13 protein-coding genes are annotated in these 13,095 nt (G+C 48.6%); all 13 read left to right on the top strand.

The genetic code is table 11. From position 1 onward, the window contains the following. The first annotated feature begins 31 nt into the window (after positions 1–31). Positions 32–577, top strand: coding sequence for a hypoxanthine phosphoribosyltransferase (gene hpt / locus KOG47_RS14315; protein ID WP_012727721.1), 546 nt, complete (start codon positions 32–34; stop codon positions 575–577). A 105-nt stretch (positions 578–682) separates the two neighbouring features. Continuing rightward, entirely contained in the window at positions 683–2,707 is a 2,025-nt protein-coding gene (ftsH, locus tag KOG47_RS14310) for an ATP-dependent zinc metalloprotease FtsH (protein ID WP_012727720.1), read from the top strand. 93 nt (positions 2,708–2,800) lie between these two features. Further along, entirely contained in the window at positions 2,801–3,565 is a 765-nt protein-coding gene (locus KOG47_RS14305) for a type III pantothenate kinase (protein ID WP_074035307.1), read from the top strand. Between the two features lie 19 nt (positions 3,566–3,584). Continuing rightward, positions 3,585–4,514 (top strand): Hsp33 family molecular chaperone HslO, encoded by a 930-nt coding sequence (gene hslO, locus KOG47_RS14300; protein ID WP_159563166.1) that lies wholly within the window; start codon positions 3,585–3,587, stop codon positions 4,512–4,514. 84 nt (positions 4,515–4,598) lie between these two features. Continuing rightward, complete coding sequence (gene cysK / locus KOG47_RS14295; protein ID WP_012727717.1) at positions 4,599–5,552, top strand: cysteine synthase A; 954 nt, start codon at positions 4,599–4,601, stop codon at positions 5,550–5,552. A 94-nt stretch (positions 5,553–5,646) separates the two neighbouring features. Then, a complete protein-coding gene (locus KOG47_RS14290) occupies positions 5,647–7,026 on the top strand; it encodes an anthranilate synthase component I family protein (RefSeq protein WP_074035316.1) in 1,380 nt (459 codons plus the stop codon). Next, positions 7,023–7,607: an aminodeoxychorismate/anthranilate synthase component II gene (pabA, locus tag KOG47_RS14285; RefSeq protein WP_214691690.1), complete on the top strand. Its 585-nt coding sequence runs from the start codon at positions 7,023–7,025 to the stop codon at positions 7,605–7,607. The genes KOG47_RS14290 and pabA overlap by 4 nt, the downstream gene beginning before the upstream one ends. Further along, entirely contained in the window at positions 7,591–8,409 is an 819-nt protein-coding gene (locus tag KOG47_RS14280) for an aminotransferase class IV (RefSeq protein ID WP_215244435.1), read from the top strand. Before pabA ends, KOG47_RS14280 begins: the two co-directional genes overlap by 17 nt. Before the next feature lie 11 nt (positions 8,410–8,420). Continuing rightward, a complete protein-coding gene (folP, locus tag KOG47_RS14275) occupies positions 8,421–9,206 on the top strand; it encodes a dihydropteroate synthase (RefSeq protein ID WP_214691692.1) in 786 nt (261 codons plus the stop codon). Then, positions 9,199–9,564: a dihydroneopterin aldolase gene (gene folB / locus KOG47_RS14270; RefSeq protein WP_159563162.1), complete on the top strand. Its 366-nt coding sequence runs from the start codon at positions 9,199–9,201 to the stop codon at positions 9,562–9,564. The genes folP and folB overlap by 8 nt, the downstream gene beginning before the upstream one ends. Continuing rightward, on the top strand, positions 9,561–10,058 hold the full coding sequence (gene folK / locus KOG47_RS14265) for a 2-amino-4-hydroxy-6-hydroxymethyldihydropteridine diphosphokinase (RefSeq protein WP_159563161.1): 498 nt from the start codon (positions 9,561–9,563) through the stop codon (positions 10,056–10,058). Before folB ends, folK begins: the two co-directional genes overlap by 4 nt. A 70-nt stretch (positions 10,059–10,128) precedes the next feature. After that, positions 10,129–11,067 (top strand): tRNA dihydrouridine synthase DusB, encoded by a 939-nt coding sequence (dusB, locus tag KOG47_RS14260; protein ID WP_230872777.1) that lies wholly within the window; start codon positions 10,129–10,131, stop codon positions 11,065–11,067. Positions 11,068–11,215: 148 nt separating this feature from the next. After that, complete coding sequence (gene lysS / locus KOG47_RS14255) at positions 11,216–12,706, top strand: lysine--tRNA ligase (protein ID WP_012727709.1); 1,491 nt, start codon at positions 11,216–11,218, stop codon at positions 12,704–12,706. Positions 12,707–13,095: the final 389 nt, after the last annotated feature.

Raw genomic sequence — 13,095 nt, 5'->3', positions numbered from 1 at the left:
TGTGTCGAAACAGAAAGAGGAGGATTTCAAGATGTCATTAATGAACGATATGGAGAAAATTTTAATCTCACGTGAAGAGATTCAAGAAAAGGTGAAAGAACTCGCTGGAACATTGAGCGAAGACTATAAAGAAGAGTTCCCGCTTCTCGTATGTGTATTGAAAGGCGCGATGCCATTCATGTCGGACCTCGTCAAAGAAATGGATATCCATTTAGAGATGGATTTCATGGACGTGTCGACGTATCATGGAGGAACTTCTTCGACAGGTGAAGTGAAAATCGAGAAAGATTTAAATACATCTGTAGAAGGACGCGACATCTTGATTGTAGAAGATATTATTGATAGTGGATTGACGCTTGGTTACCTCGTCGATCTTCTTAAATACCGTAAAGCGAAGTCTGTGAAGATTGTCACGCTTCTCGATAAGCCGACTGGCCGTAAAAATGGTTTATCAGCAGACTATAGTGGTTTCGTGATTCCACACGAATTCGTTGTCGGCTACGGTCTTGATTATGAAGAGAAATATCGTAACCTTCCTTATGTCGGTGTGCTCAAACCGAGCGTTTACGGGGGCTAACGTTTTTCTTTTGAAAATGTGACGTGGTAAGATAAAGGAAATCCCCAAAGTATAGGCATATACTGAATGGGCGAGAACATCGTTTCTCGGAATAGGAGGCAGAGAATGAATCGTGCAGTGAAAAACACATTGGTTTTTGGTGTGATTTTCCTAGCCTTGATCTTGTTCCTTCAATATTTGCAGAATCCGAATAGTCAGAGTGAAACGCTCTCGTATTCGAAATTCCTAGAATATGTGGAAGATGATCGGATTGAGACGGCAACCGTACAAGAAATCCCGGGGGCTATCTCGATTACAGGCGATCTTACAGGAGATGAAGACCAACGTTATGAAACAAACATTCCAGCGAACGAAGCGGAATATGCGGATGTATTAACGCAGCTTCGAGCGAATACGGATATTCAAATCGAGGAGGCTGAATCCAACAGTAGCTGGTTCAGCATCGTCTTCGCGATTTTACCATTCATTATCATCTTCATCTTGTTCTTCTTCTTGTTGAACCAAGCGCAAGGTGGTGGCGGTGGTGGTCGTGTGATGAACTTCGGGAAATCGAAGGCGAAACTATACGACCAAGAGAAACGTCGCGTCACATTCAAAGATGTGGCTGGGGCGGACGAAGAGAAGCAAGAACTCATCGAAGTCGTTGAATTCTTGAAAGATCCTCGCAAATTCTCGAAACTCGGCGCACGTATTCCAAAAGGGGTCTTACTCGTAGGTCCTCCAGGGACAGGTAAAACACTCTTGGCTCGTGCGGTAGCCGGTGAAGCCGGTGTTCCGTTCTTCTCGATCTCAGGTTCGGACTTCGTTGAGATGTTTGTCGGGGTCGGGGCGTCACGTGTTCGTGACTTGTTCGAAAACGCGAAAAAGAATGCGCCATGTATCATCTTCATCGATGAAATTGATGCGGTCGGTCGCCAGCGTGGTGCCGGTCTCGGTGGTGGGCACGATGAGCGTGAACAAACACTGAACCAACTTCTTGTTGAGATGGATGGATTCAGTGATAACGAAGGAATCATCATGGTTGCGGCGACAAACCGTCCAGATATCCTTGACCCGGCCCTCCTTCGTCCAGGTCGTTTTGACCGTCAAATTACGGTCGATCGTCCGGATGTCAAAGGGCGCGAAGAAGTATTGAAAGTCCATGCACGTAACAAGCCACTCGATTCGACGGTGGACTTGAAGTCGATTGCACAACGTACGCCTGGTTTCTCTGGGGCAGACTTAGAGAACCTCTTGAACGAAGCGGCACTCGTTGCGGCACGTTCGAACCGTACAGCTGTTTCAGTTGTCGATGTGGAAGAAGCGATTGACCGTGTTATCGCAGGTCCTTCGAAGAAGAGTCGCATCATCTCTGAAAAAGAGCGCAACATTGTTGCATATCACGAAGCGGGTCACACAATCATCGGTCTCGAGCTTGAGAATGCGGATGAAGTACACAAAGTGACAATCGTTCCACGCGGAAACGCGGGCGGATATGTCGTCATGCTTCCGAAAGAAGATCGTTACTTCATGACAAAACCTGAACTCGAAGACAAGATTGTTGGTCTTCTTGGTGGTCGCGTCGCCGAAGATGTCATCTTTGGAGAAGTGTCGACCGGAGCGAGCAATGACTTCCAGCGCGCTACTGGTATCGCACGTAAGATGGTCATGGATTACGGGATGAGCGATAAACTCGGACCGCTCCAGCTCGGTTCAAACCATGGCGGACAAGTCTTCCTTGGTCGCGATTTCCAGACAGAGCAGAACTACTCGGATGCGATTGCGCAAGAAATCGATTTGGAGATTCGAGACATCATCAATCGCTGTTACGCGAAAGCGAAGCAGATTTTGACAGATCGTCGCGAAGATCTCGAACTCGTTGCAAAGACGCTGCTTGATGTCGAGACGCTCGACTCGAAACAGATTCGTCATTTGATCAAGACACGCGAGTATCTTCCGCATGAGCCGGAAGAGGACGTGGATGGATCGACGGATGCGGATGACGCAGCGAAGAAAGATGATGCAGCCGTTCAACACGGTCAAGTCGTCGATCAACCTGAAGTTGTCCAAGACAGCCAGCCGGATGTCGTACCTGAAGGCGATAAGCCAGAAGCGACACCGACAGAACGTCCGAATAACGAATCACGTTAATGAAAAAGACGAATGCCCTTGACGAGGCATTCGTCTTTTTTCGTGTTATAATTCGAGCGAACTGCAATTGACAACAAAGTGAGGAACTATATCATGATTTTAGTGATTGATGTTGGAAATACAAATATTGTTCTCGGGATGTACGATGGAGATCATCTCGTACACCATTGGCGCATCTCAACGGATCGTACAAAAACGACCGACGAGTACGGCATGCTGGTGAAATCGCTATTCGATCATTCGAACGTCTCGTTCGACCAGGTCGAGGGAGTGATCTTATCTTCTGTCGTACCTCCTGTTATTTTCCCACTTGAACAAATGTCGCAACGATACTTCAATGTACGTCCAATCGTTGTGGGACCAGGTGTGAAGACAGGGTTGGACATTCACGTCGAGAATCCTCGCGAAGTCGGGGCCGACCGAATCGTTAACGCGGTGGCTGGAATCGCCAAGTATGACGGTCCGCTCATAATTGTTGATTTTGGAACGGCAACCACGTATTGTTACATCGATGAGAAACGTCGTTACCATGGCGGAATCATCTCACCAGGTATCATGATCTCAGTGGAGGCACTCTATCAGCGTGCCGCGAAACTACCTCGGATTGAATTGGCGACCCCGCCGACAGTCATCGGGAAGAACACGATTCAAGCGATGCAATCGGGGACATATTATGGATATGTGGCCCAAGTGGACGGTATCGTGAACCGGATGAAGCGTGAAGTCGGTGAAGCGACTGTCATTGCAACGGGAGGGCTGGCGCGATTGATCAGTGAACATGCAGAGACAATCGACCATGTGGATTCGTTCCTGACACTCGAAGGCCTCCGTCTCATTTACGAGCGCAATCAAAAGTAAACTAAAGGAGTTAAATCATATGATTCATACAGAACAACAAGCATTACTCGACCAGATGAAGGATGACTATCTCGTTCGTGCCCTCGGTTTTAACGGAGAGGTTCGTGCCTTTGCCGCACGCACGACAAAAACGGTATATGAGACGCAACTTCGTCATCAAACGACACCAGTTGCTTCAGCTGCCCTCGGACGGACGATGACGATCGGCTCGATGATTGGAGCGATGCAAAAAGGTGCAGCGCGTGTCACGCTTAAAGTAGAAGGTGATGGTCCAATCGGGAAAATCATCGTGGACGCGGATACAGCGGGAGATGTTCGTGGATATGTGTCGTACCCGCGTGTCGATGGCGGTACATTCGTCAACGAACAAGGGTTGACGAAATTGAAAGTCGGCGAAGCCGTCGGAAAAGGAACCATTTCTGTCATTAAAGACTTAGGATTGAAAGACTATGTCGGCGGTTCTTCAGAGATTCAAACGGGCGAAATCAGTGAAGACTTCACGTACTACTTCGCCACATCTGAGCAAGTACCGTCAGTCGTCGGGGCGGGTGTCCTCGTCTTACCGGAAGATGAATCGATTCTTGCTGCAGGTGGAATCATCGTCCAGTTGCTCCCGAACGCTTCTGAAGAGACGGTACAAGCGCTCGAAAAAGCACTTCAGACGTTCCCGCCCGTATCGGTTTTGATTGGTGAAGAAAAAACGCCAGAAGAAATGCTTCAATTACTCCTTGGCGATAGCCTCGATGTCCTCGACACGAACCCGATTCAGTTCAACTGCACATGCAGCCGTGAACGAATGGAAAGCGCCATTATCGGTCTCGGAAAAGAAGAGATTCGTCAGATGATTGAAGAAGATGGCGGAGCTGAAGCCGTATGCCATTTCTGTGGCGAAAAGTATCATTTCTCAGCGGAACAGTTAGAGACGATGAAAGTACAGGCACAGGCGTAGGCAACGTTCCAAATTGCATATTTTCAATTCGATAGGGTATGATAACAATATCGGAATAGTCGGAATTATGAAGGAGGAAATGCAATGCGTATCGTAAACTCAGTAACAGACTTGATTGGAAAGACTCCGATTGTGAAATTGAACGGAATGACTGGACCAGAGGATGCCAACGTGTATCTGAAGCTCGAATATATGAACCCGGGATCAAGCGTCAAAGACCGGATCGCCCTCGCCATGATCGAAGCGGCTGAAAAAGACGGCATCTTGAAGCCAGGTGATACAATCATCGAGCCAACTAGCGGAAACACGGGCATCGGTCTCGCGATGGTCAGTGCCGCAAAAGGATATAAAGCCATTCTAGTCATGCCTGAAACGATGAGCATGGAACGCCGAAACCTCCTTCGTGGATACGGGGCCGAATTAATTTTGACACCAGGACCTGAAGGGATGGGTGGAGCGATTCGTCGCGCTACTGAAGAAGCAGAGAAACATGGCTACTTCCTCCCGCAACAATTCAATAATGCAGCTAACCCGAACGTCCATGAAATGACGACGGGACCTGAGATTGTAGAGGCGTTTGAAGAATCAGGACTTTCAGTCGACGCTTTGATTGCCGGAGTCGGGACGGGCGGTACCATCACCGGCGCAGGTAAAGTCGTGAAGGCGAAGTACCCGGACGTAAAAATTCTCGCCGTTGAACCGGTCGATTCACCTGTCTTATCAGGCGGGAAACCGGGACCTCATAAGATTCAAGGGATTGGGGCTGGATTCGTTCCATCCATCCTCGACACGGAGATTTATGAAGGGGTTCTTCAAATCACGACAGAGCAAGCGTTCGAATATGCTCGTCAGGCGGCACGTACGAACGGTGTCCTCGGTGGTATCTCTTCAGGAGCTGCCATTGCGGCAGCGCTTGATACAGCGAAACGCCTTGGTAAAGGGAAAAATGTATTGGCGATTATCCCCTCAAACGGTGAACGTTACTTGAGCACGCCGCTCTATCAGTTTGATGAAGAGTCAAACGAGAGTCGCGTATAACATTTCAGGCAGTAATCGAGAGACATTCTCTTTCGATTGCTGCCTTTTCTTGTGTACAATAAAAGGCATGAATGAATAGACGGAGGAATGACATGTGAGATCGACTGCGTTCAGAACAAAGCGGATGACGAAAGAGAAGGTGTATGAGGCATACATGACGTTGACGGCGGATCAACCGTATCATGCATGGTTAGAGAGTGGGAGAGCGGGACGGTATACGATTGCGGGAATCGAGCCGTTCGGTCGCTTTCATGTAAAAGACGGTGTCGGACTCTTGCAAGTGGGAGATACGACAGAAACGCTATACGGAAAGCCGCTTGAGCTCGTCAGTGAGGTACGGAAGCGATTTGAGGCCGAGCGTCCGGAAGGGGCTCCTCCTTTCTTTGGTGGCATGATCGGGTATGTCAGTTATGATGTGGCCCGGACGATTGAACGTCTCCCTCAGCAAGCGGAGGATGATTTGTCGACACCAGACGTCTCGTTTCTTCTATTTGACGAGGTGGCGGTGTTCGATGAAGTGGATTCGACCCTGTACTTGATGGTGACGGCGGAGGAAGGTGCAGAACGTAAGGCGGACCGATTGGCGGCCATGTGGAACGTCGAGTCGCATTACGCGTTCAAGCCGACAGGGCAGTCACCGATAGAACGATCGCGCTCCATGTCCCAGGAAGAGTTTGTTGAAGCGGTCAAACGGATTCAGTCCTATATCGTAGAAGGGGATGTGTTCCAAGTGAACTTGAGCGTTCGTCAGTCCGAACCGCTTCTCGCTGACCCGCGTCGAGTATATGATACGTTGCGTCAAATGAATCCATCTCCTTATATGGGCTATTTCGTGGATGATGCTTTAACGATGGTCTCCGCTTCACCAGAGCTGTTGCTTGAAAAACACGGAACCGACATTTCGACACGCCCGATCGCGGGTACGCGTCCACGTGGCAAAGATGATGTGGAAGACTTGGAGTTGGCGAACACATTGCTTGAAAACGAGAAAGAGCGGGCCGAACACGTCATGCTCGTCGATCTTGAACGGAACGACCTCGGCAAGGTGGCGGCATATGGCAGCGTTCATGTTGATGAGTTGATGGTGATTGAGAAGTACTCACACGTACAACATATCGTATCGAACGTACGAGGTTCGATTCGGGATGAAGTATCAGGAGCCGAAGCACTGGCAGCGATGTTCCCAGGCGGTACCATTACCGGCGCACCGAAAATTCGGACGATGGAAATCATCGAAGAACTCGAACCAGTTCGCCGGGGACTCTACACTGGCTCATATGGTTGGTTAAGTTGGGATGACGACCTCGTCTTCAATATCACGATTCGGACGATGGTCGTAAAAGACGGAATCGCATACGTTCAAGCGGGAGCAGGTATTGTGATCGATTCGGATCCGGTCTCGGAATATGAAGAATCCCTGTCCAAAGCGAAGGCGCTATGGGCGGCGAAACACATGACGGAGGAAACGACATGATTGTATTAATCGACAACTATGACTCATTTACGTATAACTTGGTGCAATATTTCGGTGAACTCGGTCAAGAACTAGTCGTGTATCGAAACGATGAAGTCACGATTCAAGAGATTGAGGCGCTTGCCCCGAGTTATCTTGTCATTTCGCCGGGACCTTGCACTCCGAATGAGGCGGGAATTAGCGTTGAGGCAATCCAAGCGTTTGCGGGGCGTATCCCGATTTTAGGGGTTTGCCTCGGACATCAGGCGATTGCGCAAGCGTTTGGTGGAGAAGTCGTCCATGCTGAGCGGCTCATGCATGGAAAAACGTCGAAGATTCAACATGACGGAAAATCGATTTTCAAGAAGATTCCGCAACAGTCGGTCGTGACCCGTTATCATTCGTTGACCGTGGAGCGTTCGTCTCTACCAGAATGTCTAGTGGTCACTGCCGAGACGGAGACTGGAGAAATCATGGCACTTCGTCACCGAACGCTTCCGATCGAAGGGGTGCAATATCACCCTGAAGCGATTTTGACTGAGCACGGGATGGAAATGATTCGAAACTTTATCGAGGAGTATCGTCATGTGGTATTGGCATAACGGAGAGTTAGTCGAACGAGAGAAGGTGTTGATTCCGGTTGAAGATCACGGCTTCTTGTATGGAATGGGCTTGTTTGAGACGTTCCGTACATATGAATTCGTTCCTTTCCTGTTCGATGCCCACTGGGAGCGCTTGATGAAGAGTCTCGATGAGCTGTGGATCGATTTTCCATACACGAAGGAAGAAATCGGGACGGCGATTCAGCAACTGTGCCGTCAAAACGATGCACCCGACCTTTATATCCGCTTGAACGTGTCGGCAGGAGTTGCGCCCCTCGGTCTCTACGCGGGTCGTTATGAGACACCGAACGTCACCATGATCGTCAAACCGCTATCCTCAGAAGTTGTACCACAGGAGAAACGGGTCGAACCGATCCCGTTTCCGAGAAGTCGTCCTGAAGCGGCTTTTCGATTAAAGTCACATCATTATATGAACAATATCCTTGGAAAACGGACCTTACAAGACCAAGGCGCTGAAGGACTATTTGCGGACGAACATGGACATGTGGTGGAAGGGCTCGTGTCGAACATCTTTTGGGTCGGTCCAGATGATATGTTATACACGACTCCGCTATCGAGCGGAGCACTCGCAGGTGTGACACGACAATGGGTGATGAAACATCTCTCTGTAATCGAACAACCCGTGACATTTGAAGAATTGACTGCAGCGAAAGAGATTTGGATGACGAATTCAATCCAACAAGTCGCTCCGGTAACGCATTATGGAAATCTGAGATACCCCGGTAAAGACGGGGTACGATTTAACGAAGTGTGGGCGAAACTCGTTCGCTCAATTGGTTAGGAGGCGGAAGCATGACGAAGGTCATGGGTATTTTAAATGTGACCCCGGACTCGTTTTCGGATGGGGGACGGTATACGGCAATCGAGGAGGCTGTACGACATGCGAAACAACTCGTACAAGAAGGTGCCGATGCGATTGATGTCGGTGGAGAATCAACGAGACCTGGCGCGGTACTTGTTTCCGAAGAAGAAGAGATTGAACGTGTCGTCCCGATCATCCGTCGACTGACAAAAGAAATCGATGTTCCGATTTCGATTGATACGTATAAGCCGATGGTGGCGAGAGCGGCAATCGAGGCCGGTGCGACGATTATCAATGACGTATGGGGTTCGAAATGGGGAGACCGCTCGATGGCACGTGTCGCTTTCGAATATGGAGTTTCAATCATTTTGATGCACAACCGAACAAATCGGGACTATCGTCATTTCATCGAAGATGTGGTCAGCGATCTACAGGAATCAATCGAGATTGCGCATGCAGCAGGCGTAAAGGATGAGCACATTTGGCTAGATCCGGGCATCGGATTTGCGAAAGACGTGACGCAAAACCTCGAACTCATGAATCATCTTGACGTGATCACACGTCTTGGGTATCCGGTTCTGCTCGGCACGTCGCGTAAGTCGTTTATCGGTCATACGCTCGATTTACCAACAGAGGAGCGTCTCGAAGGAACGATTGCGACAACGTGTCTCGGAATCATGAAAGGGTGCGATTGGGTGCGTGTGCACGACGTCAAAGCGAACGCCCGTGCGGCGAAGATGATGGATGCGATGATTGGAGGGGATAGACATGGATAAAATATTTGTGAACGGGATGCGTTTTTACGGTTATCATGGGGTGTTTGAAGAAGAAAACCGTCTCGGTCAACGGTTTCACGTGGATTTAATGTGTGAACTGGACCTCGCGCCTGCGGGACGTTCGGATGACTTAAACAATGGGGTCAGCTATGCCGGCTTGTATCAGTTGACGGAAGATATTGTGACGGGAGAACCGGTCAATTTGTTAGAAACACTCGGAGAACGCATCACGACAGCCGTGTTGGCGCATAGTGAGTTGATTCAACGTGTGACGGTTAAAGTAATTAAACCGGACCCACCCATCCCGGGACACTATGATTCAGTAGCAATCGAGATGACAAGGGGACGGACGTCATGATTTATATTGCATTAGGCGCCAATATCGGAGATCGGGCTAGACAGTTGTCTGCGGCAATCGATGAGATGGAGCGAACAGGTCTCCACGTCACGAAACAGTCGTCGGTCTATGAGACGGCTCCTGTCGGATATACAGAGCAACCTTCGTTTTTTAATATGGTGGTCGAAGTCGAGAGTCATCAATCCTCGGACGAACTGCTCAACACGCTTCAACAGATCGAACAACGATTAGGACGGGAACGTCTATTTAAGAACGGACCGCGTACCATCGACCTTGACATCCTCTTTTATAATGGGGAAGATATACAATCAGAACACTTAACGGTTCCGCATCCGCGCATGCAGGAACGTGCATTTGTTCTCGCCCCGTTAGCAGAGATCGCACCAGAACTCGTCGTTCGAGGACAAACGGTCGCCTCCTGGCTCGAAGGGCTACCGATGACGGACCGCCAAGATGTCGTCCGGTTACAGTTGCTTAGGAATTTGGTGAAATGAAGGATGTGTTGTCTTGACAGGCTTTAAGATTGGAAACATAGATATTAAAAACCGTGCAGTCCTCGCACCGATGGCTGGCGTGACCAACCCTGCTTTTCGTTTGATTGCAAAAGAGTTCGGAGCGGGACTCGTCTGTGCCGAAATGGTTAGCGATAAAGGCATCTTGCTCGAGAACGCTCGGACGATGCGTATGCTATACGTCGATGAACGAGAGAAACCGCTCAGTTTACAAATCTTTGGCGGTTCGAAAGATACACTCGTCAGAGCGGCACAGTACGTCGATCAAAACACCAATGCGGATATCATTGATATCAACATGGGTTGTCCCGTACCGAAAGTGACGAAGTGTGACGCAGGGGCGAAGTGGTTACTCGACCCGGATAAAGTGTATGAGATGGTGAATGCCGTCACGAATGTCGTCGAAAAACCGGTCACGGTGAAAATGCGACTCGGTTGGGATGACGAGCACATCTTTATTTTGGATAATGTTAAGGCGGCTCAGACGGGTGGAGCAGCAGCGATTGCCATTCATGGACGTACGCGTGCCCAACAATATGAAGGAACCGCGAATTGGGATTGGATTGGCGAGGCGAAGAAAGTAGCGACCGTCCCGATTATCGGAAACGGGGATATCGCGACCCCGCAGGATGCGAAACGTGTGATTGACCAATATGGTGTGGATGCCGTCATGATTGGACGCGCTGCACTCGGGAATCCGTGGATGCTCTATCAAACGGTCCAGTACCTCGAAACAGGGGAGCTCCCTCCGGAACCAGAGGCGCGTGAGAAAATCGATATCTGCATGCTTCATCTCGACCGGTTGAGTGCAATCAAAGGTGAGCTGACAGCCGTACGCGAAATGCGTCAACACGCGGCTTGGTATTTGAAAGGGTTGAAAGGCAGTGGTCCGATTCGCAAACAAATCAATGAAACGGAATCGCGCGAGGCGTTCGCGGCGGTCCTTTATGGATTTGTGGACCAACTCGAACGACAACTGTCAGAAGTGTGAACTAGTGAAAAGAACTAATTTATGGTAAGCTTGTTTGGCGAAAAAGTGCACCACAACGAATGAACGGCTTCGGCTGTGCTGTTGGCCATCGGGTCGACAGTTTTTTGTTAGAGAGAAACCCAATATGGATAGAGGAGTGAATGGAATAGTGAGCCACGAGTTAGAAATGAATGATCAAATGCAGGTTCGTTTTGAGAAGATGACCGATATGCGTGAGCGCGGTCTCGACCCGTTCGGTCACCGCTTTGATCGTTCTGCACACGCAGGTGAATTACATGAGCAGTATGAATCAATTGAAAAAGAGGCTTTGGCTGAACAAGATGTAGAAGTCACATTGGCTGGACGTATCATGACGAAACGTGGGAAAGGGAAGGTTTTCTTTGCCCACATTCAAGATGTGACAGGTCAAATTCAAATTTACGTTCGTAAAAATGATGTCGGGGATGAGCCGTTTGACTTATTCAAGTCTTCAGACCTCGGTGACATCGTCGGTGTAAAAGGGAAGCTCTTTAAAACGAACGTTGGTGAGCTTTCGATTCACGTGGAAGAGTTTGAATTATTGACGAAGGCGCTTCGGCCGCTTCCGGACAAATATCATGGATTAAAAGATGTGGAACAGCGCTATCGCCAACGCTATCTTGATTTGATTACAAACCAGGACTCGCGTCAGACATTCATTTTGCGTAGCCGCATCATTTCTGAGATTCGCAACTTCTTAAACCAAAAAGGATATTTAGAAGTGGAAACACCGATGTTACACACGATTGCGGGTGGAGCAGCGGCACGTCCGTTCTTAACGCATCATAATGCGTTAGATATGGAACTCTACATGCGTATTGCCATCGAACTTCACTTGAAACGCTTGATTGTTGGTGGACTCGAGCGCGTGTACGAAATCGGGCGTGTATTCCGTAACGAAGGGATTTCTACACGTCACAACCCTGAATTCACGATGATCGAATTGTATGAAGCCTATGCAGATTACAACGACATCATGGATTTGACGGAAGAATTGGTTGCGCACGTAGCGAAAGAAGTGCTCGGTACAACAGATGTGCAGTATGGTGAAGATACGATCCATCTTGGCATCGGTTGGAAACGTGCACATATGGTCGACCTTGTTAAAGAAGAGACAGGTGTAGACTTCTGGCAACAAATGTCCGATGAAGAAGCACGAGCACTTGCAAAAGAACACGGTGTAGAAGTACAAGATCATATGACGTTTGGTCATATCGTGAATGAATTCTTCGAGCAGAAAGTAGAAGAAACATTGCTTCAACCGACATTTGTCACAGGACATCCGGTTGAAGTATCACCATTGGCGAAGAAGAATGAAACAGATCCACGCTTCACGGATCGTTTCGAGCTATTCATTGTTCGTCGTGAACATGCGAATGCCTTCACGGAGTTGAATGACCCAATCGATCAACGTGAACGCTTTGAAGCACAGTTGCTTGAAAAAGAAGCGGGGAACGATGAGGCGCACGAACTCGATAACGATTTCCTTGAAGCGCTTGAATATGGTATGCCGCCAACGGGTGGGCTTGGAATCGGGATTGACCGTCTCGTCATGTTATTGACGAACGCGCCTTCAATTCGTGACGTTCTTCTTTTCCCAACGATGCGTCATCAACAATAATCAATTAAGTGGTCGGATCATACGTGAGTATGATTCGGCTTCTTTATTTTTGATAGCCTCGAAACGCATAGGTATGCCGTTAAACAGAAGGGATACTAAAGATATAAAACTTTTTTAAAAAAACTTTTACAAAACCCCTTGCGTTAATGAGAGGTGTACGGTAAAGTAATAAACGTTGCCGCTGATGGCAGCGGAAAAGAAATAAAAAAGTGGTTGACAACTGTGTCGATGACTTGTATTATTTTAAGAGTCGCCAAGAGCGGCAGACGAACTTTGAAAACTGAACGATGAGGCAAAAATAAGTTTTACCATTTTTGAATGAAGCGCAAGCTTCGTCAATTTAAGAGCTATATCAAATTCTTTGGAGAGTTTGATCCTGGCTCAGGACG

Origin of the sequence: Exiguobacterium sp. s121, assembly GCF_018617245.1 — a bacterium.
GTDB lineage: Bacteria > Bacillota > Bacilli > Exiguobacteriales > Exiguobacteriaceae > Exiguobacterium > Exiguobacterium profundum.
This window is presented reverse-complemented; position numbering and strand designations above follow the sequence as displayed.